At 69.8% G+C, this 20,588-nt stretch carries 18 protein-coding genes; 6 read left to right on the top strand and 12 right to left on the bottom strand.

What is annotated here, in order from left to right; genetic code table 11:
- Positions 1 to 217: 217 nt before the first annotated feature.
- Positions 218 to 1,831, bottom strand: a complete 1,614-nt coding sequence (locus tag LOC65_RS08035) for a GMC family oxidoreductase (protein ID WP_230247149.1) — start codon at positions 1,829 to 1,831, stop codon at positions 218 to 220.
- Between the two features lie 72 nt (positions 1,832 to 1,903).
- The gene (locus tag LOC65_RS08040; RefSeq protein ID WP_230247150.1) at positions 1,904 to 2,542 is read right to left on the bottom strand and encodes a MarC family protein; all 639 of its coding nucleotides are present in this window, start codon (positions 2,540 to 2,542) and stop codon (positions 1,904 to 1,906) included.
- Positions 2,543 to 2,878: 336 nt separating this feature from the next.
- Between LOC65_RS08040 and LOC65_RS08045 the strand changes: the two genes are divergently transcribed.
- Positions 2,879 to 3,361 carry an RNA-binding protein gene (locus LOC65_RS08045; protein ID WP_230247151.1) on the top strand — a complete coding sequence of 161 codons (483 nt, stop codon included), beginning with the start codon at positions 2,879 to 2,881 and terminating at the stop codon, positions 3,359 to 3,361.
- Positions 3,362 to 3,535: 174 nt separating this feature from the next.
- Here LOC65_RS08045 and LOC65_RS08050 read toward each other — a convergent pair whose 3' ends face one another.
- Genes LOC65_RS08050 through LOC65_RS08065 form a run of 4 tightly spaced genes read right to left on the bottom strand, consistent with a single transcriptional unit; the run spans position 3,536 to position 6,571 of the window.
- Positions 3,536 to 4,315 carry an SDR family oxidoreductase gene (locus LOC65_RS08050; RefSeq protein ID WP_009856730.1) on the bottom strand — a complete coding sequence of 260 codons (780 nt, stop codon included), beginning with the start codon at positions 4,313 to 4,315 and terminating at the stop codon, positions 3,536 to 3,538.
- Positions 4,312 to 5,004, bottom strand: coding sequence for an LPS export ABC transporter periplasmic protein LptC (gene lptC / locus LOC65_RS08055; protein ID WP_009856729.1), 693 nt, complete (start codon positions 5,002 to 5,004; stop codon positions 4,312 to 4,314). The genes LOC65_RS08050 and lptC overlap by 4 nt, the downstream gene beginning before the upstream one ends.
- 6 nt (positions 5,005 to 5,010) lie before the next feature.
- Entirely contained in the window at positions 5,011 to 5,580 is a 570-nt protein-coding gene (locus tag LOC65_RS08060; protein ID WP_230247152.1) for an HAD family hydrolase, read from the bottom strand.
- A gap of 1 nt (position 5,581) precedes the next feature.
- Positions 5,582 to 6,571: an SIS domain-containing protein gene (locus LOC65_RS08065; RefSeq protein WP_230247153.1), complete on the bottom strand. Its 990-nt coding sequence runs from the start codon at positions 6,569 to 6,571 to the stop codon at positions 5,582 to 5,584.
- 37 nt (positions 6,572 to 6,608) lie between these two features.
- Here LOC65_RS08065 and LOC65_RS08070 point away from each other — a divergent pair, with 37 nt between their 5' ends.
- Both LOC65_RS08070 and LOC65_RS08075 read left to right on the top strand, forming a co-directional pair.
- Positions 6,609 to 8,609, top strand: a complete 2,001-nt coding sequence (locus tag LOC65_RS08070; protein WP_009856726.1) for a monovalent cation:proton antiporter family protein — start codon at positions 6,609 to 6,611, stop codon at positions 8,607 to 8,609.
- 104 nt (positions 8,610 to 8,713) lie between these two features.
- Positions 8,714 to 9,253, top strand: coding sequence for an adenine phosphoribosyltransferase (locus LOC65_RS08075; protein ID WP_009856725.1), 540 nt, complete (start codon positions 8,714 to 8,716; stop codon positions 9,251 to 9,253).
- 107 nt (positions 9,254 to 9,360) lie between these two features.
- Here LOC65_RS08075 and mnmE read toward each other — a convergent pair whose 3' ends face one another.
- The 5 genes from mnmE to rpmH all read right to left on the bottom strand — a co-directional run bounded on the left by mnmE (position 9,361) and on the right by rpmH (position 13,490).
- Positions 9,361 to 10,725, bottom strand: a complete 1,365-nt coding sequence (gene mnmE / locus LOC65_RS08080) for a tRNA uridine-5-carboxymethylaminomethyl(34) synthesis GTPase MnmE (protein WP_230247154.1) — start codon at positions 10,723 to 10,725, stop codon at positions 9,361 to 9,363.
- Positions 10,726 to 10,810: 85 nt separating this feature from the next.
- Positions 10,811 to 12,469, bottom strand: a complete 1,659-nt coding sequence (gene yidC / locus LOC65_RS08085; protein WP_009856723.1) for a membrane protein insertase YidC — start codon at positions 12,467 to 12,469, stop codon at positions 10,811 to 10,813.
- Between the two features lie 9 nt (positions 12,470 to 12,478).
- Positions 12,479 to 12,781, bottom strand: coding sequence for a membrane protein insertion efficiency factor YidD (yidD, locus tag LOC65_RS08090; RefSeq protein ID WP_009856722.1), 303 nt, complete (start codon positions 12,779 to 12,781; stop codon positions 12,479 to 12,481).
- Between the two features lies 1 nt (position 12,782).
- The gene (locus LOC65_RS08095; protein WP_029718401.1) at positions 12,783 to 13,238 is read right to left on the bottom strand and encodes a ribonuclease P protein component; all 456 of its coding nucleotides are present in this window, start codon (positions 13,236 to 13,238) and stop codon (positions 12,783 to 12,785) included.
- A 117-nt stretch (positions 13,239 to 13,355) separates the two neighbouring features.
- Positions 13,356 to 13,490 (bottom strand): 50S ribosomal protein L34, encoded by a 135-nt coding sequence (rpmH, locus tag LOC65_RS08100; RefSeq protein ID WP_006299042.1) that lies wholly within the window; start codon positions 13,488 to 13,490, stop codon positions 13,356 to 13,358.
- Positions 13,491 to 13,702: 212 nt separating this feature from the next.
- Between rpmH and dnaA the strand changes: the two genes are divergently transcribed.
- The 3 genes from dnaA (at position 13,703) to gyrB (ending at position 19,090) form a co-directional block, all read left to right on the top strand.
- Positions 13,703 to 15,145, top strand: coding sequence for a chromosomal replication initiator protein DnaA (gene dnaA / locus LOC65_RS08105; protein WP_230247155.1), 1,443 nt, complete (start codon positions 13,703 to 13,705; stop codon positions 15,143 to 15,145).
- A 227-nt stretch (positions 15,146 to 15,372) separates the two neighbouring features.
- On the top strand, positions 15,373 to 16,482 hold the full coding sequence (dnaN, locus tag LOC65_RS08110; protein WP_009855987.1) for a DNA polymerase III subunit beta: 1,110 nt from the start codon (positions 15,373 to 15,375) through the stop codon (positions 16,480 to 16,482).
- Positions 16,483 to 16,600: 118 nt separating this feature from the next.
- Positions 16,601 to 19,090 (top strand): DNA topoisomerase (ATP-hydrolyzing) subunit B, encoded by a 2,490-nt coding sequence (gyrB, locus tag LOC65_RS08115; protein WP_009855988.1) that lies wholly within the window; start codon positions 16,601 to 16,603, stop codon positions 19,088 to 19,090.
- A gap of 275 nt (positions 19,091 to 19,365) precedes the next feature.
- Here gyrB and LOC65_RS08120 read toward each other — a convergent pair whose 3' ends face one another.
- Complete coding sequence (locus LOC65_RS08120) at positions 19,366 to 20,460, bottom strand: IS5 family transposase (RefSeq protein WP_230247156.1); 1,095 nt, start codon at positions 20,458 to 20,460, stop codon at positions 19,366 to 19,368.
- Between the last annotated feature and the right edge of the window lie 128 nt (positions 20,461 to 20,588).

A 20,588-nucleotide genomic window follows, 5' to 3' on the forward strand; every position in this document is an offset into this window, starting at 1 on the left:
GAAAGCGAAAAGGGCGCCACCGGATCCGGTGGCGCCCCTTCGTGCGTCGTGGCCGTCAGCTCGACACCGCCATGTTCGTTTGATGTGCGGCGGCGCCAAGCTGGGCGTCTGTTTGTCTCCTCGACTCCCCGCCTGCCGCACCGGGCCCTCTGTAGAGGCCCCGACGCGGCGCGAGTGGAAACAATGTAGCGGTGCGTTTCAGCTCGGACATCGGGACTTACCCGCCGCCCGCGATCCACTCCGCTGCACGTTCGGCGATCATCAGGGTCGGAGAATTGGTATTGCCGCTGGTAATCGTCGGCATCACGCTGGCATCGGCGATGCGCAGCCCCGCCAGGCCGCGCACCCGCAGGCGCGCGTCGACGACCGCGCCGGGATCGTCGTCCCGCCCCATGCGACACGTTCCCACGGGATGGAAGATCGTCGTGCCGATGTCACCGGCCAGACGGGCCAGTTCCTCGTCGCTCCGGTACTGCGGGCCGGGTTTGATCTCACGCGGGCGGTAACGCGCCAGGGCCGGCATCGCGGCGATGCGGCGCGTCAGCCGCAGCGAGTCGGCGGCGACCTGGCGGTCCTCGGCGGTCGACAGGTAGTGGGGCGCGATGCGCGGCGCGTCCTCGGGCCGCGGCGACGCCAGCCGGACCTCGCCGCGTGCGCTGGGGTTCAGGTTGCAGACGCTGGCGGTGAAGGCGTCGAAGCGGTGCAGCGGCTCGCCGAAGGCGTCCAGCGAAAGCGGCTGCACGTGGTACTCGATGTTCGGCGCCGCGTAGGCCGGCGACGAGCGCGTGAACGCACCCAGCTGCGACGGCGCCATGCTCATCGGGCCGCTGCGCCGCAGCGCGTACTCGGCGGCGATGCGCGCCTTGCCCAGCATGCTGGCCGACAGCGTGTTCAGCGTGCGTGTGCCCTCGACGGCGTAGACCGCGCGGATCTGCAGATGGTCCTGCAGGTTGGCACCGACACCGGGCAGTTCGTGCCGCGTCTCGATGCCCAGCGGCTGCAGCCAGTCGCCACGGCCGATGCCCGAGAGCTGCAGGATCTGCGGCGTGCCGATGGCACCGGCGGCGAGCACCACTTCCTGGCGGGCATGAACCACCAGCGGCTCGCCGCCGCCGAGCGGGCGCACCTCGATGCCGGTCGCGCGGCCGCCATCGAGCAGCACTCGGGTCACCGTCGCGCCGGTCCAGACCTGCAGGTTGTCGCGCCCGAGCGCCGGGCGCAGAAAGGCCTTGCTGGTGTTCCAGCGGATGCCCGAACGCTGGTTGACCTCGAAGTAGCCGACGCCTTCGTTGTCGCCGCGGTTGAAGTCCTCGGTCGGCGGGATGCCGGCTTCGCGCGCCGCGGCGGCGAAGGCGTCGAGGATGTCCCAGCGCAGGCGCTGACGTTCGACCCGCCACTCGCCGCCGTGGCCGTGCAGCGCGTCGCCGCCGCGCCAGTGGTCCTCGTGGCGGCGGAAGTACGGCAGGCAGTGCTCCCAGCGCCAGTTGGCGTCGCCCGTCGCCGCGGCCCAGCCGTCGTAGTCGCGTGCCTGGCCGCGCATGTAGATCATGCCGTTGATGCTGGAGCAGCCGCCCAGCACCTTGCCGCGCGGGTAGCGCAGGCTGCGGCCGTTGAGCCCGGCGTCGGGTTCGGTCTGGTAGAGCCAGTCGGTGCGCGGGTTGCCGATGCAATAGAGGTAGCCGACCGGGATGTGGATCCAGTGGTAGTCGTCGCGGCCGCCGGCCTCGACGAGCAGCACGCGGCGCGTGCGCCCGGCCGACAGCCGGTTGGCGAGCAGGCAGCCGGCGGTGCCGCCGCCGACGATGACGACGTCGTACTCGGCGGCGCTCACCACGTGGCCGACGGCCAGGAACGGGCGGGGGTCATGGGTGTCTCCTGTCGTTGTCGTGGGTGTCGCCGGGACTCAGGTCAGCGGGCTGGCGAGCACCGGGAAGAGCTTGAGCAGGCCCTCGGCCATGATCTCCACGGCCAGCGCCGCGAGGATCAGGCCCATCAGCCGCGTCATCACGTTGATGCCGGTGCGGCCCAGCCAGCCGGCGATGCGCTCGGAGGCGGTGAAGGCCAGAAAGGTCGCGACGCCGACAACGACGCCGTAGCCGACGAGCACCGCCAGCTGCCACCAGTGCCGGGTGCGCTCGGCGTAGATGACCATCGTCGAGATCGTCGCCGGGCCGGTGAGCAGCGGGATCGTCAGCGGCACCACCGCGATGCTGGCACCGGCGTCGACACGCTGGTCACCCTCGCTGACGTCGGCGGGCTTGGTCTCGGCGGGCTGGGCGTTGAGCATGGCGACTGCGCTGAGCATCAGCAGCAGGCCGCCGCCGACCTGGAACGAGGCGATCGAGATGCCGAAAAACTCGATGATCTTCAGCCCCGCCAGCGCGCTGGTGGCGATGACGACGAAGGCCGTGAAGGCGCTGATGCGGATCGTGCGCCGGCGTTGCTCGGGGGAGAAGTTCTGCGTGAAATGGATGAAAAAGGGGACGACGCCGAGCGGGTTGACGATCGCGAGCAAGGCGATCAGCGGCTTGAGGAGATCCATTGCGGCGATGGTAGCGGGCTGCCTCGCCTTGCCGCTTCAGGACAGGCCCGGTCTTGCGGACGCCGCGGCCGTGCGCCAGCCCGCGCGTCGACGCACGAAGCGGGCGCCGAGGGGCCCGATCAACGCCGAGGTATCAAATTAGGGGGCACAACCCCGGATTTCGGGTTTGCCTGGGGGGTCGAAAACAACATTTGACGGCCGCCCTCTTTACAGGCCGCGGCCGGCGGCACCCATAATAGGCCGGTCTGTGTCTGGTAGCCGCGCCTTTGAAATGAATGGTTCACGCAAGGGTAGAAGCTCCGCATGGCTCCTTGGTTCTAGATAGAGGGCTTCTCTGTGGGTAACAAACTGTACGTCGGCAACCTTGCGTATTCGGTGCGCGACGACTCTCTGCAACAAGCGTTCGCGCAATTCGGCACCGTCACGTCCGCCAAGGTGATGATGGACCGCGAAACCGGCCGCTCGAAGGGCTTCGGCTTCGTCGAGATGGGCTCGGACGCCGAGGCGCAAGCCGCGATCAACGGCATGAACGGCCAGTCCCTGGAAGGCCGCGCGGTGGTGGTCAACGAGGCCCGTCCTCGTGAAGACCGTCCGGGCGGCTTCCGCAGCGGCGGTGGCGGCGGCTACGGCGGTGGCGGCAGCTACGGCGGCGGTGGTGGCGGCGGCTACGGCGGTGGCGGCGGCGGCGGTGGCCGCAGCCCCTACGGCGGTGGCGGCGGTGGCCGTGGCCCCTACGGCGGTGGCAATCGCGGCGGCAGCGGCGGTGGCTACGGTGGTGGTGGTGGCGGCTACGGCGGCGGTGGCCGCGGCGGCTACTGATCCAGTGCCGGTTGGCCCGGGCATCGCGTCCGGGCCGCACTGATCAAAAAGAAGGGCGGCGGGCCGACAGGTCCGGCGCCTTTTTTTCGTCTGCCGGCATCGCGCGCCGGGCGCGCGGCAGTGAGCCGCTCAGGCGAGTCAGGCCGTGGGCCGCGCCGGCCTCTGAGACCGCCGTCAGTGCTCGCCGCGACGGGGCTTGCGGCCGCGGCCGGCGAACACGGCGTCGAACAGCGCGTTGGGAAGCAGGCGCAGCAGTTTGGCGACCACGCCCATCTGCCAGGGGATCACGCGATAGCTGATCCCGGCCGAAATCGCACGAAACGCGCGTTCGGCGAACTCGTCCGCAGGCAGCAAGAAGGGCATGGAGTACGGATTTCGCGCCGTCAGCGGCGTCGCGACATACCCGGGCAGGAGCGTCACGACTTTCACGCCGCTGTCACGGCACTCGCCTCGCAGGCTTTCGCAGTAGGCGACGACGGCAGCCTTGCTCGCGCAGTAGGCCCCGTGCCCTGGCAGCCCACGGATCGCCGCCACGCTGGCGATGCCGACGAGGGTGCCGGCACCTCGCTCGCGCATTGCGGCGACGAAGGGATGGAAGGTGGCGGCCAGCCCGACGTTGTTGATGGCGAGCGTCTCGCGCAGGACCTCCAGATCGTCGCGGATCGCCGTGTCCATGCCGACGCTGATGCCGGCATTGGCGATGACGACGTCCGGCAGCCCCTGGGTCTCGATGCACTGGCGCCCGACGGCGGCCATGGCGTCGATGTCGGCCACGTCGGCACGGTAGACCGCCGCCTGCTCCGGCCCCAGGCCCTGCGCCGCGAGCCAGGCGCGAACCTCGTCGACGCGCCGCGCCACCAGCGCCAGCCGCCAGCCGGCACGCGCGTAACGCAGCGCCAGCGCCTGGCCGATGCCGCTGGACGCCCCGGTGATGAAAACCAGCGGCGCGCTCATCGCGACGCTCGCGGCGGGAACACGCCGCGCATCGGGCCGCTGAGGTCGAGCTTGCGCAGGCCGTGGTCGTACTCCAGCCCCCGCGCCTCGAAGACCGCGCCGTCGGGCGCCGTCACGCGCACCGGCAGGTGGCTGCGCACCCGCTCGCTGACGAGGAAGGCATGCAGGAAGTCGCCGTCCATGCGGATGGTCTGGCCGTTGGCGTCGGTGGTGGTGACGTGCGCGGCGCCCAGCAACTGGACTTCACTGGCGTCGCCCGTGGCAAGCGCCCGCCGGGCGTCGGCCAGCGTGACGCGGCCGTCGGGCGTGACGGCGCGGATGCGCACGCGGTCCACCTCGATCTGGTCGGTGGCGGGGTAGTGGCGCAGCTGCGCGCCTTCGATGCGCACCTTCAGCCGGCCATCGGCAGCAAAACGCTCGAGCGCGAAGTCGTTCATCGTGTAGTCGGGTTCCTGGCGCACCGCCTGCTCCGCGGACACGCGAGGCGCCGACGGCGTGTTCTTCACCAGCCACCAGGTCGCCAGGGCCAGCGCAGCCATCAGCAGCAGAGGGAGGTAGGCCGAGACGGCGTCGCGCACACGCAGCGCCCAAGGCACGCGTGGCGGCGGCGCGTCGCCCGGCCGGCGCGGCCCCGGGCCGACGCTGATCGGCACCTCGGGCAGGTCGGGCAGGTGCAGCTCGACGCTCATCGCCGCTCAGGCCGTGTCCAGCGAGGTCAGATGGCCGCGCAGCAGCGCCTCGTAGCGCCCGCAGGCGACGAGCAGCAGGTCGCAGAACTCGCGTGCCGCGCCATGGCCGCCGGCAGCCGTGGTGACGTGGTGCGCCACGGCCTTGACCTCGACGTGCGCATTGGCCGGGGCGCAGGCGAAGCCGGCACGCACCAGCAGCGGCAGGTCGGGCCAGTCGTCGCCGATCGCGGCCAGTTCGTCCCAGCTCCAGCCGCGGCGCGCCAGCAGCGCCGCCGCAGCGGCCAGCTTGTCGTGCACGCCGTAGACGGCTTCGGTCAGCCCCAGGTCGGCGACGCGGCGGCGCACCGCCGGCGAGTCGCGCCCGGTGATGACCACCGGCTCGATGCCCGCCTGGCGCAGCAGCTTCAGGTCGTGGCCGTCCAGCGTCGAGAACGCCTTGACGCTCTCGCCGTCGGCGCCGATGTAGATGCGGCCGTCGGTCAGCACGCCGTCGACGTCGAAGATCGCGGCCTTCAGGCCGGTGGCGCCGCCTTGCGCCTTCAGCAGCAGCTCGGGGGCGAACTGGATCGCCGCCATCTCAGATGACCTTCGCGCGCATCAGGTCGTTGGAGTTCAGCGCGCCGACCAGGCGGCCCTCGGCGTCGACCGCGAGCACGCTGGTGATGCGGTGCTGCTCCATCAGGCCGGCGGCGTCGACGGCCAGCGCGTCCTCGGCGATCAGCCTGGGGCCGGCGTGCATGACGTCGCCGGCGGTGAGGTCGCGCAGGTCGGCGCCGCGTTCGATGAGCCGGCGCAGGTCGCCGTCGGTGAAGATGCCGACCGGCCGGCCGTCGGCATCGACGAGCGCGGTGAAACCCAGGCCCTTGCGCGTCATCTCGCGCAGCACGTCGGCGAAGCTGGCGCCGGCGTCCACGCGCGGCACGGCGTCGCCGCTGCGCATCAGGTCGCGCACGTGCATCAGCAGCTTGCGGCCCAGGCTGCCGCCCGGGTGCGAGCGCGCGAAGTCCTCCTCGCGGAAGCCGCGCGCGTCGAGCAGCGCCACGGCGAGCGCGTCGCCGAGCGCGATCTGCGCCGTCGTGCTGGCCGTCGGCGCCAGGTTCAGCGGACAGGCCTCCTGGTCGACGGCGCAGGAGAGCACGTGGTCGGAATGGCGCGCCAGCGTCGAGCCCGGCTTGCCGGTCATGCCGATGATCGTCACGCCGAGGCGGCGCAGGGCCGGCAGGATGGCGGCGAGCTCGTCGACCTCGCCGCTGTTGCTGATCGCGAGCACGACGTCGCCGGCGATCAGCATGCCCAGGTCGCCGTGGCTGGCTTCCGCCGGGTGGACGAAGAAAGCCGGCGTGCCGGTGGACGCCAGCGTCGCGGCGATCTTGCGGCCGACGTGGCCGCTCTTGCCCATGCCCATCACGACCACGCGGCCGCGGCATTCGAGCATCGCCTGCACCGCGGCCGGGAAGCCTTCGCGCTGGCGTTCGGCCAGGCCGAGCAGCGCACGCGCCTCGATCTCGAAGGTGCGGGTGGCCAGTTCGAGCGCACGCTGGGGGTCGAAGGGGCGCGGCGAGGTCATGGGGCGTGCGGGGTCGAATAGGATCGAAGGATTCTAGATGGCCACCACCCTCGAACTCGTCCTGCTGTACCTCGTCGCCGCGGTGCTGGGGGTCGTGGTCTGCCGTTCGCTGAAGCTGCCGCCGATGCTGGGCTATCTGGTGGTCGGCGTGCTGATCGGCCCCAACGCGCTGGCGCTCGCCCAGGACAGCGCCGGCGTGAAGTACCTCGCCGAGTTCGGCGTCGTCTTCCTGATGTTCGTGATCGGGCTGGAGTTCAACCTGCCCAAGCTGCGCAGCATGCGCACCGTGGTCTTCGGCCTCGGGCTGTCGCAGGTCGCGCTGACGATGATCGGCACGCTGGCCGGCCACCTGCTGCTGGCAGCGCTGTACCAGCGCCTGACCGGCGACCCGTGGCGCATGTCCTGGCAGGGCGCGGTGGTGCTCGGCGGGGCGATCGCGATGTCGTCGACGGCCATCGTCGTCAAGCTGATGGCCGAGCGCCTGGAGCTCGAGAGCGAACACGGCCGGCGCGTGATGGGCATCCTGCTGTTCCAGGATCTGGCGGTGGTGCCGCTGCTGGTGCTGATACCGGCGCTGAACTCCAGCGGCGAGCAGCTGCTGGTGTCGCTCGGCTGGGCCGTGCTGAAGGCCGCCGGGCTGCTGGCCGTGCTGCTGGTCGGCGGCCAGAAGGTGATGCGCTGGTGGCTGACGCTGGTGGCGCGGCGCAAGAGCGACGAGCTGTTCATCCTGAACCTGCTGCTCGTCACGCTGGGCCTGGCGTGGCTGACCGAGCACGCCGGGCTGTCGCTGGCGCTGGGGGCCTTCGTCGCCGGCATGCTGGTCGCGGAGACCGAATACAAGCACCAGGTCGAGACCGACATCCGGCCCTTCCACGACGTGCTGCTGGGGCTGTTCTTCATCACCATCGGGATGAAGCTGGACTGGCGCCCGGTGCTCGACCAGTGGCCGCTGGTGCTGCTGCTGACCACCGTGCCGGTGGCCGCCAAGTTCGCGCTCGTCGCGGCGCTGGCGCGCGGCTTCCGCACCGCGCCGGGCGTCGCGCTGCGCACCGGCCTGTACCTGGCACAGGCCGGCGAGTTCGGCTTCGTGCTGCTGACGCTGGGCGCCGAGCGCGGCCTCGTCGACGCCGAGTGGATGAGCCCGATCCTGGCCAGCATGGTGCTGTCGATGCTGGCAACGCCGTTCATCATCATGCACGCCGACCGCATCGTGATGAAGCTCGCCGCCAGCGACTGGCTGATGCAGTCGGTGCAGCTGACCTCGATCGCCAAGCGCGCGATCCGCACCGAGAAGCACGTGATCATCTGCGGCTACGGCCGCAGCGGCCAGAACCTGGCGCGCATGCTGGACACCCAGCACATCCCGTACATGGCGCTGGACCTGGACCCGGACCGCGTGCGCCAGGCCGCCGCCGCCGGGCAGAGCGTGGTCTTCGGCGACGCGGCGCGGCTGCAGAGCCTGATGGCCGCCGGGCTGGCGCGCGCCAACGCCGTCGTCGTCAGCTACCCCGACACGCCGTCGGCGCTGAAGATCCTGCGCCTGGTGCACGAACACGCACCGGCGGTGCCGGTGATCGTGCGCACCATCGACGACTCCGACCTGGAGACGCTGCGCGCGGCCGGCGCCACCGAGGTCGTGCCCGAGGCCATCGAAGGCTCGCTGATGCTGGCCAGCCACGCGCTGGCGCTGGTCGGCGTGCCGATGCGCACCGTCATCCGCCTGGCGCGCGACGCGCGCGATGCCCGCTACAGCCTGCTGCGCGGCTACTTCCACGGCGCCGACGACGACACCGCCGGCGACCTGCAGCAGGAGCGCCTGGCCACCGTCACGCTGCCGCCGGCGGCGGCGGCGATCGGCGAACGTCTGGCCGACCTGGCGCTGGGTGCGCTGGAGGTCGGCGTGATCTCGGTCCGGCGGGCGTCGGGCCCGCCGGGCAAGCCGGCCGACGACACCGTGCTCGGCGCCGGCGACACGCTGGTGCTCTCCGGGCTGCCGGAGGCGCTGGCACGGGCCGAACAGCGGCTGCTGCGCGGCTGACGTCTCCTGCACCCGACGCCGGCCACCGCCGGCTCTTGCTCCAAGTCAATCGCCATCGCGGCGGCGAGCGGCCGGCCGCGGGGCCGCGCCTATCATCCCGCGCCATGAGCCCGGAGCAATACATCAAGACCCACATCCGGACGGTGCCCGACTGGCCGGAACCGGGCGTGCAATTCCGCGACATCACCCCGCTGCTGTCGAACCCGCGCGTCTTCCGCGTGCTGATCGACCAGTTCGTGCACCGCTACTTCGACGTGCGCCCGTCGGCGATCGCCGGGCTGGACGCACGCGGCTTCATCATCGGTTCGGTGCTGGCCTACGAGCTGAACATCGGCTTCGTGCCGATCCGCAAGAAGGGCAAGCTGCCGTTCACGACGGTCGAGGAGAGCTACGAGCTGGAGTACGGCTCGGCCACCGTCGAGATCCACACCGATGCCGTCAAGCGCGGCGACCGCGTCGTGCTGATCGACGACCTGATCGCCACCGGCGGCACGATGATGGCCGGCCGCAAGCTGCTCGAGCGCCTGGGCGCCGAGGTCATCGAAGGGGCGGCCATCGTCGACCTGCCCGAGCTGCACGGCTCGCAGCGGCTGCGCGACTCCGGGCTGCCGCTGTTCACGCTGGTGAGCTTCGAGGGCCACTGAGCCGATCGCGGGCATCGCCCGCAAGCGACCCCCGACGCCCGCCTGCGCGGGCGTCTGCGTTTTGGGTTCGAGCTGCGGGCCGGGGAGCCGGGGAGGCCCGCGGCGAGTCACTTGCCGATGCAGAACCGCCCGAAGATCTCGCCCAGCAGATCCTCGGTGCCGAACTCGCCGGTGATCTCGCCCAGCGCCTGGTGCGACAGGCGCAGTTCCTCGGCCAGCAGGTCCAGCGCGGCGTCGCGCTGCGCGGCGTGGGCCTGGGCCAGGTGCAGGTGGGCCAGCGTGCGCTGCAGCGCGTCGACATGGCGCGCACGCGCGATGAACACGCCGTCGGGCTGGGCCTGCCAGCCGGCTCGGCGCAGCAGCTCGCGGCGCAGCGTCTCCAGCCCGGTGCCGGCCTTGGCCGACAGCACGACGCCGTCGCCCGCCACCTGTGCGGCGGCGTCGGCCTTGTTGTGCACGTGCAGCACGTCGGCGCCCTGCAGGCGCGTGGCGATCTCGGCTTCGGCGGCCTCGTAGGCGGCGTCGCCGCGGCGCGTCAGGTCGTGCACGAAGAGCACGGCGTCGGCACCTGCGATGGCTTCCCAGCTGCGGCCGATGCCGATGCGCTCGACCTCGTCGGCAGCGTGCTCGCGCAGGCCCGCGGTGTCGACGACATGCAGCGGCACGCCCTCGATCTGGATCGTCTCGGCGACACGGTCGCGTGTCGTGCCGGGGATCGGCGTGACGATCGCCAGCTCGGCACCGGCCAGCGCGTTGAGCAGCGAGCTCTTGCCGACGTTGGGCTGGCCGGCGATGACGACGCGCATGCCTTCGCGCAGCAGCGCGCCCTGGCGCGCGCGCGCCAGGGCGGCGCCGATCGCGGCTTCGATGGCGTCCAGGCGTTCGCGCGCCCGCGCCTTCTCGAGGAAGTCGATCTCCTCCTCGGGGAAGTCCAGCGTCGCCTCGACCAGCGCACGCAGCTCGACGATGCGTCCGGCCAGCGTGTGGATCTCGGCCGAGAACGCGCCGTCCAGCGAACGCGCCGCAGAACGCGCGGCGGCCTCGGTGCTGGCGTCGATCAGGTCGGCCACGGCCTCGGCCTGGGCGAGGTCGATCTTGTCGTTGAGGAAGGCGCGTTCGGTGAACTCGCCGGCGCGCGCCAGCCGCAGGCCGATGCCGGCGCCGGCCTCGAGCACACGCGCCAGCAGCAGCTGCAGCAGCACCGGGCCGCCGTGGGCCTGCAGCTCGAGCACGTCCTCGCCGGTGTAGGAGTTGGGCGCCGGGAAGTGGATCGCCAGGCCGCGGTCGAGCACCGAGCCGTCGGCGGCGGTGAAGGGCAGCAGCGTCGCTGCGCGCGGTGCCAGCGCGCGCCCGAACAGCGCCTGCACCAGCGGCGCGAGATCGGGGCCGGAGGCGCGCACGATGCCCACCGCGCCGCGGCCGGCGGCGGTGGCGACGGCGGCGATGGGATCACGCAATCGGGCGAGCGACATCGGGCGATTGTCTCCGTCGAGAAGGGCGAAGCCCCCGCGGCTCGCGCCGGCGGGGGCTTCGGGTCTGGCGCGCTTCAGCCGGCCGTCAGGCCACGCCGAGCTTCTTGTTGATGTACCACTGCTGCGCGATCGACAGCACGTTGTTCGTCAGCCAGTACAGCACCAGGCCGGCCGGGAAGAAGAAGAACATGACGCCGAACGCCAGCGGCATGAACCACATCAGCCGGGCTTGCATCGGATCGGGCGGCTTGGCCCCCAGCGCCACCTGGACCAGCGACGAGGCGGTCATCAGGATCGGCAGGATGAACCACGGGTCCTTGGCCGACAGGTCGGTGATCCAGCCGATCCACGGCGCGTTGCGCATCTCGACGCTGGACAGCAGCACCCAGTACAGCGCGATGAAGAACGGCATCTGGATCAGGATCGGCAGGCAGCCGCCCAGCGGGTTGACCTTCTCCTCGCGGTAGATGCGCATCATCTCCTGCTGCATCTGCTGCGGCTTGTCCTTGTAGCGCTCGCGCATCTCCATGACACGCGGGTTGATGGCCCGCATCTTGGCCATCGACTTGTAGGCGCTGGCGTTGAGCCAGTAGAAGGCGATCTTCAGCAGCACCACGAGCGCGACGATCGCCCAGCCCCAGTTGCCGATCGCCGAGTTCAGCTTGTCGAGCAGCCAGAACAGCGGCTTGGACAGCGGCATCAGCCAGCCGTAGTCCTTCAGGTACTCCAGCCCCGGCGCCAGCGCGGCGAGCGAGGTCTCGAGCTGCGGGCCGACGAAGAGCTGCGACTCCAGCGCCTTGCTGGCACCGGGCGCGACCTCGCCCATCGGCAGCACCATCGCGATGGTGTACAGGTTGTCGCCGATCTTGGCCGTGCGGAACTCGCGCTGGCCTTCGGCGTTGACGATCCAGGCCGACGCGAAGTAGTGCTGGACCATCGCGATCCAGCCGTCGTTGGCGGTCTTGTCGTGGCCGGCGTCGTTCTTGGCGATGTCCTTGAAGTCGATCTTCTTGTACTTGCTGGTCGACGTGAACATCGCCGGCCCGGTGAAGGTCGAGTAGAAGTGCGACTCGCCCTCGGGCGCGTTGCCGTCGCGCGCGAGCTGCAGGTACAGCTGCGGCGTGACCGGCGTGCTGCCCTCGTTGACGAACTCGTGGCGCACGCCGACGGCGTAGTCGCCGCGCTTGAAGGTGTAGGTCTTGACCAGCCGGCGGCCGTCCAGCGGCGCGGTCTCGAAACGCAGCGTCAGCGAGTCCTGGCCGTCGGCCAGCGTGCGCGCCCCCGGGGCGACCGTCATCGGCGTCAGGTGCGTCGGCAGCGCCACGCCGGCCTGGCCGGTGATCAGGCCGGTCTGCGCGACGTACTCGCGCGCGGCGACACGGTCCAGCAGGACCACGTTCTGGTCCGGGTGGTTGGCATCGCGGTAGTTCAGCAACTCCAGGCGCACGAGCTGGCCGCCGATGCTGTCGAACGTGGCCTTGACGAGATCGGTCGTGACGACGACCTGCTCGCCGCCGGCGGGTGCCGCGGGCTGGGGCACGGCGCCGGCCGGCGTCTGCACGGCGGAGGCCGTCGGCACGCCGGCGGACGCGGCGCTGCCGGGCGCGGACGCGGCCGTCGCGGCCGGGCGGGCCGGGCCGCCGAACAGCGACGGTTGGCCGTTGTGCTTGTTCCACGCGTCCCACAACAGGAACAGCGAGGTGACGAAGACCACCCAGAGGATGGTGCGGCGGATGTCGGTCATAGGCTCGGTCTACTGGGCATCGTCCGCACCGGGGCGGACGAGCCGGGTGAACAGTCCCCGCGCGGGGTTCGGAAAGCGCTCGGGCACGGGATCGCAGCCGCCGTCGCACCAGGGATGGCAACGCAGCAATCGCCAGACCGTCAGCGCGCTGCCGCGGGCGGCGCCATGGCGGTCCAGCGCGTCCAGCGCGTACTGGGAACAAGTGGGCTCGAAGCGGCAGGCGTTGCCCAGCCAGGGCTTGAGCAGCAGGCGATAGCCGCGCACCAGCAGCACCAGCAGGTGCCGCGGCAGGTGCACGAGCTCGGCGACCATCTCAGCTGCGCCGCGCGCGGCCGAAGAGCTGCTCGAGCTCGGCGCGGGCGGCCTGGCGCAGCGCGTCGGACGCCGCCGACGGGAACTGCGCCACAGCGAAGGGCGCGCGCAGGCGCACCACCCACAGGCCGGGCGGCAGGACGTCGGCGTGCCGCGCCATCGCGGCGCGGATCTGGCGCTTGAGCAGCACGCGCGTGACCGAACGGCGAGCGTGCCGCTTGGGCACGACGCTGCCGAGCCAGCACCCTTCGGGAGCCGGCCGCGCCGAGTCATCCACAGGCTGCGCACCAGCATGTGCGTCGCCTGTGGACAACTTTGATTCCGCGGTGTGCAGCCGCTGCCAGCGGGACGCACAAGGCCCACCGCTCACGTGGTGAACGGCGAAGTGAGCGCTTCGCGATCGGCTGGGCGTCGCGAGCACGCGCTCGAAGTCGGCCTTCTGCACGATCGGCTTCACGTTCGGTTGCACGAGCGGGCGGACCGGACGCTACGCGGAGCCTCGACAGGCGGTTCGGGCCGCATGAAGCCGGCGCGCGGCACGTCGACGTGCCGGGCCAGAGCGGCCCGTCTCACCTTAGACGGCGAGGCGCTTGCGGCCCTTGGCGCGACGCGCGTTGATGACGGCACGGCCGCCACGCGTCTTCATGCGCACGAGAAAGCCGTGGGTGCGGGCACGGCGGATCTTGGACGGCTGGTAGGTGCGCTTCATGGTGGAGAACTCTCTCTTACCCTGGGTGAGAAATTCGGAAAACCCTCGATTACAGCAAGAAAAGCGTGTCGCGTCAATCAGTTAGATCGGATGTCCCCAGGTTGTGCTCCAAGGGATGGCGCGACACCGCCCGACGGCGATCTGTGGATAACTGGGTTGAAGTGGCGCCGTCGGCACGTAGAATGCGCCCCTTGCATGACAAGATTTCCACAATGACCGTAGACCTCTGGCAGCGCGGTTGCGAGCGCCTCGCGACCGAACTGCCCGAACATCAGTTCAACACCTGGATCCGGCCGCTGCCGCCGGCCCAGCTCAGCCGGGACGAGGCGGACGCCGCGATCGTGTCGGTGCGGGTGCCCAACCGCTTCAAGCTCGACTGGATCCGCGCCCAGTACGCCGGCCGCATCGAGTCGGTGCTCAGTGACCTGGCGGGCAAGCCGGTGCGCCTGGAGCTGACGCTGGCACCGCGCGCCGAGACGCCGACGCCCGCGCCGCTGCGCGCCAGCAACGGCTACGCCCACGCGACGGTCCCCGCGCCGATGGCGGCGCCGGCCGCTGCCGCCGCGGCCGCGGCGATCGCCACCGCGGCGGTGCCGCCGGCGCCCGTCGCCACGGCGCCGGCCCCGGCGTCCAACCGCCACAAGCTGAACCCGTCGCTGACCTTCGACACGCTGGTGCCGGGCCGCGCCAACCAGATGGCGCGCACCGCGGCGCTGCACGTCGCCGGCGCGCCGGGCCAGATGTACAACCCGCTGTTCATCTACGGCGGTGTCGGCCTGGGCAAGACCCACCTGGTGCACGCCGTCGGCAACGCGCTGCTGAAGGACCGCCCGGACGCCCGCGTGCTCTACCTGCACGCCGAGCAGTTCATCAGCGACGTCGTCAAGAACTACCAGCGCAAGACCTTCGACGAGCTGAAGGCCAAGTACCACTCGCTGGACCTGCTGCTGATCGACGACGTGCAGTTCTTCGCCGGCAAGGACCGCACGCAGGAGGAGTTCTTCAACACCTTCGAGGCGCTGCTGGCCAAGCGCGCGCACATCATCATGACCAGCGACACCTACCCGAAGGGGCTGGTGGACATCGACGAGCGGCTGACCAGCCGCTTCGACGCCGGGCTGACGGTGGCCATCGAGCCGCCCGAGCTCGAGATGCGCGTGGCCATCCTGATCAAGAAGGCGCTGGCCGAAGGCGCCGAGATGCCCGAGGACGTCGCCTTCTTCATCGCCAAGAACGTGCGCGCCAACGTGCGCGAGCTCGAAGGCGCGCTGCGCAAGGTGCTGGCCTACAGCCGCTTCAGCCAGAAGGACATCAACATCGCGCTGACGCGCGACGCGCTGAAGGACCTGCTGTCGATCCAGAACCGCCAGATCAGCGTCGAGAACATCCAGAAGACGGTGGCCGACTTCTACAAGATCAAGGTCGCCGACATGTACTCGAAGAAGCGCCCGGCCTCGATCGCGCGGCCGCGCCAGATCGCGATGTACCTGGCCAAGGACATGACCAAGAAGAGCCTGCCCGAGATCGGCGAGCTCTTCGGCGGCCGTGACCACACGACGGTGCTGCACGCGGTGCGCAAGATCGCCGACGAGCGCCAGCGCAACAGCGAACTGAACCAGCAGCTGCACGTGCTCGAGCAGACCCTGAAGGGCTGACGGCCGTCACCGAAGGCTGTGCAGGCCTGGGGAAAACTCCGGAACAACCGTGAACTTGTCCCCGCCGTCGCCGGCGCCCGGCAAGTTGTCCAGAAAACGCACCGCCAGAACCACGTCGTGACCCACAACGCTGCCCACCTGCTAAAGCGTTGTCGGAAAGGCGGAAAATAGCGTTGTCCCCAGAAGTTGCCGTCGCCTACTACGACCACCAAGTTAAAGAGGAAGACATGATTGTTCTGAAGGCCGCCCAGGAAAAGTTGCTCGAGGCCCTGCAGTCGGTGGCCGGCATCGTCGAGCGGCGGCACACGCTGCCGATCCTGGCCAACGTGCTGCTGCGCAAGAACGGCCCGGTCGTCGAGCTGACGACCAGCGACCTGGAGATCCAGGTGCGCACCAGCGCCGAGCTCGGCGGCGACGAAGGCCACTTCGCGACGACGGTGGGCGCGCGCAAGCTGATCGACATCCTGCGCGCGCTGCCGGCCGAGCAGACCGTGACGCTGTCGTCGGCGCAGAACAAGCTGACGCTGGCCGGCGGCAAGAGCCGCTTCACGCTGCAGTCGCTGCCGGCCGACGACTTCCCGCTGGTCAACGAGGCGGTCGACTTCGGCCCCACCTTCAGCGTGCCGCAGAAGACGCTGCGCCAGCTGATCAACCAGGTGCACTTCTCGATGGCGGTGCACGACATCCGCTACTACCTCAACGGCATCCTGTTCATCGCCGAAGGCAAGACGCTGACGCTGGTGGCCACCGACGGCCACCGCCTTGCGCTGGCCCAGGGCACGCTGGAGACCGACGTGCCCAACCGCCAGGAAGTCATCCTGCCGCGCAAGACCGTGCTCGAGCTGCAGCGCCTGCTGAAGGACGAGGAGACGCCGATCGAGATGCGCTTCGCCGGCAACCAGGCCAAGTTCGCGTTCTCGGGGCTGGAGTTCGTCACCAAGCTCGTCGAGGGCAAGTTCCCCGACTACAACCGCGTCATCCCGCGCAACCACAAGAACGCGCTCGTCGTCGGCCGCGCCGCGCTGCTGGGCAGCCTGCAGCGTGCCGCCATCCTGACGAGCGAGAAGTTCAAGGGCGTGCGCCTGAACCTCGAGCCCGGCGTGCTGCGCATCGCGTCGTCCAACGCCGAGCAGGAAGAGGCCAAGGAAGAGCTCGAGATCGACTACGCCGGCGACACGATCGAGATCGGCTTCAACGTCACCTACCTCATCGACGTGCTGGCCAACATGCAGCAGGAGATGGTGAAGATCGAGCTGCAGGACACCAACGCCAGCGCGCTGTTCACCGTGCCCGAGCAGACGGGCTTCAAGTACGTCGTGATGCCGATGAGGATCTGACGGAGTCAGATCCTCATCGGCTTCGCCTTACCGTTGAGCTCCCCCCTGCCCCCCGCCTAGCGGGGGGTTCTGACTTGATGATGGCCCGAGCAGTGCGGGCCGTCTTGCGAAAGCGCCCATGAGCGATTCGAACCAAACCCCGCCGAACGACTACGGCGCCAGCAGCATCCAGATCCTCGAAGGCCTGGAGGCGGTGCGCAAGCGGCCGGGCATGTACATCGGCGACACCTCCGACGGCACCGGCCTGCATCACCTGGTCTTCGAAGTCGTCGACAACTCGATCGACGAGGCGCTGGCCGGCTACTGCGACGACATCGTCGTCACGATCCACAGCGACAACTCGATCAGCGTCACCGACAACGGCCGCGGCATCCCGACCGGCGTCAAGATGGACGACAAGCACGAGCCCCGGCGCTCGGCCGCCGAGATCGCGTTGACCGAGCTGCACGCCGGCGGCAAGTTCAACCAGAACAGCTACAAGGTCTCGGGCGGCCTGCACGGCGTCGGCGTCTCGTGCGTCAACGCGCTGTCCAAGTGGCTGCGCCTGACGGTGCGCCGCGACGGCAAGGTGCATCGTGTCGAGTTCAAGCGCGGCGTCACGCAGGACCGCGTCATCGAGGTCCGCGACGGTGTCGAGACCAGCCCGATGAAGATCGTCGGCGACACCGACAAGCGCGGCACCGAAGTCCACTTCCTGCCCGACGACGAGATCTTCAGCCACGTCGACTTCCACTACGACGTGCTCGCCAAGCGCCTGCGCGAGCTCTCGTTCCTGAACAACGGCGTCAAGATCCGCCTCGTCGACGAGCGCAACGCGAAGGAGGACAACTTCGCCTTCGCCGGCGGCGTGAAGGGCTTCGTCGAGTTCATCAACCAGGGCAAGAAGGTCCTGCACCCGAACGTCTTCCACGCGATGGGCGAGAAGGCCAGCGAGCAGGGCACGACGATCGGCGTCGAAGTGGCGATGCAGTGGAACGACAGCTACAGCGAGAGCGTCCTCTGCTTCACCAACAACATCCCGCAGCGTGACGGCGGCACCCACCTGACCGGGCTGCGCGCGGCGATGACACGCGTCATCAACAAGTACATCGAGGACAACGAGCTGGCCAAGAAGGCCAAGGTCGAGGTCGCCGGCGACGACATGCGCGAGGGCCTGGCCTGCGTCGTCAGCGTCAAGGTGCCGGAGCCCAAGTTCTCCAGCCAGACCAAGGACAAGCTCGTCTCCAGCGAGGTGCGCGCGCCGGTCGAGGACATCGTCGGCCGGCTGCTGACCGACTGGCTGCTGGAGAACCCGAACGACGCCAAGATCATCTGCGGCAAGATCGTCGACGCCGCGCGCGCCCGCGAAGCCGCGCGCAAGGCGCGCGAGATGACGCGCCGCAAGGGCGTGCTCGACGGCATCGGCCTGCCGGGCAAGCTGGCCGACTGCCAGGAGAAGGACCCGGCGCTGTGCGAGCTGTACCTGGTGGAGGGCGACTCCGCCGGCGGCAGCGCCAAGCAGGGCCGCGACCGCAAGTTCCAGGCGATCCTGCCGCTGCGCGGCAAGATCCTGAACGTCGAGAAGGCGCGCTACGAGAAGCTGCTGTCCAGCGACGCCATCGTCACGCTGATCACCGCGCTGGGCACCGGCATCGGGCCCGAGGACTTCAACGTCGACAAGCTGCGCTACCACCGCATCATCGTGATGACCGATGCCGACGTCGACGGCGCCCACATCCGCACGCTGCTGCTGACCTTCTTCTACCGCCAGATGCACGAGCTGGTGGAGCGCGGCTACATCTACATCGCCCAGCCGCCGCTGTACAAGGTGAAACAGGGCAAGCACGAGCAGTACCTGAAGGACGGGCAGGAGCTCGACGCCTTCCTGCTGAAGGTGGCGCTGGACGGCGCCACCGTGCTGCCCGACGGCCTGGCCGAAGGCGGCCGAGCGGCGCTGCAGGGCGAGGCGCTGGAGCAGCTGGCGCGCAAGTACATCGTCGCCAACAACGTCGTGCAGCGCCTGGGCAACTGGATGGACCTGGACGCGCTGCGCGCCATCGCCAACGGGCTGGAGCTGGACGTCGACAGCGCCGAGGCCGCGCAGGCCAGCGCCGCGGCGCTGCAGGCGGCGCTGAAGGACGCGACGGTGGAGTTCCACGTCGACCCGCGCACCGACAAGCCGCTGCTGCGCATCGGCCGCCGCCACCACGGCAACGTCAAGACCAGCGTCATCACGCAGGAGTTCCTGCACGGTGCCGACTACGCCGCGCTGGCCGAGGCCGGCCGCACCTTCAAGGGCCTGCTCGGCGAGGAAGCCGTGGTGCGCCGCGGCGAGGGTGAGAAGCAGAAGGAACAGAAGGTCGCCGACTTCCGCGCCGCGATGGACTGGCTGATGGTCCAGGCCGAAGGCGCCGTCGCCCGCCAGCGTTACAAGGGCCTGGGCGAGATGAACCCCGAGCAGCTGTGGGAGACGACGATGGACCCCAACGTCCGCCGCCTGCTGCGCGTGCAGATCGAGGACGCCATCGAGGCCGACCGCGTCTTCACGATGCTGATGGGCGACGAGGTGGAGCCGCGGCGCGAGTTCATCGAGAGCAATGCGTTGAGGGCGGGGAATATCGACGTTTAATCGCTGTTGAGTCGCGTAGGGCGCCAGAGTTTTTGCGACTGGCGCCACAAAAAGGCGACTGGCTGACAAAGTTAGGGCGACTGGCCTACATGGCGGGGTTGGCCGAGCATCTTTAGCAGGCCGTTGAAAAACTGACCGTCGGCACATTCCAGCCCGTGAAGATGAGCCGCCCCGAGGTCATCCAGTACGTCTCCGCGGCGAAATTGACCTCCCGAAGGCCCTTGAGACGCCATTCCCGGCCCTGAAGTCGGCAATTCGGCGGTTCGTGGCCGTCATCACGCCCCCTGCGGACGCACGACGGCCAAGCTGCGCAGCCGCGTGAGGTTGTAGGCGGCCATCGTCAGCGTGAAGAGCTGGTCGACCTTATCTAGTCCGCGCAGCATCACCTGCCGCATCGGACCGACGACCTTGCCCCAGCCGAAGCACTGCTCGATGCACTTGCGACGCCGCTGGCTGACGGCGTAGCCGCCGTGCCGCGTGGTGCGCCCGTCGATGGCGCTGCCGCCTCGGCGGCCCAGGTTCTGCGCGACGTGCGGCGTGACGTCGTTCTCCCGGCACGCCTTCACGAAGCCGCGCGTGTCGTAGGCCTTGTCGGCACCCACGGTGATGCGCCGTCCCGCGGCCCTGGCCGCGTCGCCGACCATCTGCGCGGCCACCTCGCGTTCGGCTCGGCCATCGCTCTGGCTGGCCTGCACGTCCACCACCAAGCCGTGGCGGTTGTCCGTCATCACGTGCCCCAGGTAGCTCGGCAGCGCGGGTGCCGCATCGCTCTTGCGGTACAGCTTGGCCTCGGGGTCGCTCCTGGACTCGTGCGTGTCGTTGCTGCGCGGCTCGCCGCGCCAGTCCTCGGGCGGCCGGTCGTCGTCGCTGCCGTCCTTGCGCCGCACGCTCTTGTGGCTGGCCCAGGCCTGGATCAGCGTGCCGTCCACGCTGAAGTGCTCGCCCGACAGCAGCCCGCGCGAGCGCGCCGTCTCCACCGTCGCGTTGAACAGGTCCGTCACCACGTCGTGCTCGATGAGGCGGTCGCGGTTCTTGCTGAAGACCGAGTGGTTCCACACCGTGTCCTCTATGGCCAGGCCGACGAACCAGCGAAACAGCAGGTTGTAGGAGATCTGCTCGACCAGTTGCCGCTCGCTGCGCACGCTGTAGAGCACCTGCAGCAGCATCGCGCGCATCAGCTTCTCCGGCGCGATGCTCGGGCGACCGCCCTTGACGTCGGCCTCGTACATCGCGGAGAACTTGCCGTCGAGCCGCGACAGGGCTTCGTTCATCCACTGCCGGATCGGCCGCAGCGGGTGGTTGGCTAGAACGAAGTCCTCCAGCCGCACCGTGCTGAACAGCGATTCGTTGTAGCCGTCGGCGCCTCGCATCGACTTCGTCCTCCGTCCTCGATGGCTGGATGCTCTACGCAGCGGGGCGGGGCGTCCAGAGGTTCTTCAACAGCCTGCTAGGTCGATGCATGAAGATGAAGGGTCGTGTCGTGGTGACACCGCGCGCA

It is taken from the genome of Rubrivivax sp. JA1055, assembly GCF_020966565.1.
Lineage (GTDB): Bacteria > Pseudomonadota > Gammaproteobacteria > Burkholderiales > Burkholderiaceae_C > Rubrivivax > Rubrivivax benzoatilyticus.

What these genes read in the sequence shown, in the direction of transcription:
- LOC65_RS08040 (WP_230247150.1), bottom strand. Translation starts at nt 2,542, where the DNA reads ATGGATCTCCTCAAGCCGCTGATCGCCTTGCTCGCGATCGTCAACCCG.
- LOC65_RS08050 (WP_009856730.1), bottom strand. Translation starts at nt 4,315, where the DNA reads ATGAGCGCGCCGCTGGTTTTCATCACCGGGGCGTCCAGCGGCATCGGC.
- lptC (WP_009856729.1), bottom strand. Translation starts at nt 5,004, where the DNA reads ATGAGCGTCGAGCTGCACCTGCCCGACCTGCCCGAGGTGCCGATCAGC.
- LOC65_RS08060 (WP_230247152.1), bottom strand. Translation starts at nt 5,580, where the DNA reads ATGGCGGCGATCCAGTTCGCCCCCGAGCTGCTGCTGAAGGCGCAAGGC.
- LOC65_RS08065 (WP_230247153.1), bottom strand. Translation starts at nt 6,571, where the DNA reads ATGACCTCGCCGCGCCCCTTCGACCCCCAGCGTGCGCTCGAACTGGCC.
- LOC65_RS08070 (WP_009856726.1), top strand. Translation starts at nt 6,609, where the DNA reads ATGGCCACCACCCTCGAACTCGTCCTGCTGTACCTCGTCGCCGCGGTG.
- LOC65_RS08075 (WP_009856725.1), top strand. Translation starts at nt 8,714, where the DNA reads ATGAGCCCGGAGCAATACATCAAGACCCACATCCGGACGGTGCCCGAC.
- mnmE (WP_230247154.1), bottom strand. Translation starts at nt 10,725, where the DNA reads ATGTCGCTCGCCCGATTGCGTGATCCCATCGCCGCCGTCGCCACCGCC.
- yidC (WP_009856723.1), bottom strand. Translation starts at nt 12,469, where the DNA reads ATGACCGACATCCGCCGCACCATCCTCTGGGTGGTCTTCGTCACCTCG.
- yidD (WP_009856722.1), bottom strand. Translation starts at nt 12,781, where the DNA reads ATGGTCGCCGAGCTCGTGCACCTGCCGCGGCACCTGCTGGTGCTGCTG.
- rpmH (WP_006299042.1), bottom strand. Translation starts at nt 13,490, where the DNA reads ATGAAGCGCACCTACCAGCCGTCCAAGATCCGCCGTGCCCGCACCCAC.
- dnaA (WP_230247155.1), top strand. Translation starts at nt 13,703, where the DNA reads ATGACCGTAGACCTCTGGCAGCGCGGTTGCGAGCGCCTCGCGACCGAA.
- dnaN (WP_009855987.1), top strand. Translation starts at nt 15,373, where the DNA reads ATGATTGTTCTGAAGGCCGCCCAGGAAAAGTTGCTCGAGGCCCTGCAG.
- gyrB (WP_009855988.1), top strand. Translation starts at nt 16,601, where the DNA reads ATGAGCGATTCGAACCAAACCCCGCCGAACGACTACGGCGCCAGCAGC.
- LOC65_RS08120 (WP_230247156.1), bottom strand. Translation starts at nt 20,460, where the DNA reads ATGCGAGGCGCCGACGGCTACAACGAATCGCTGTTCAGCACGGTGCGG.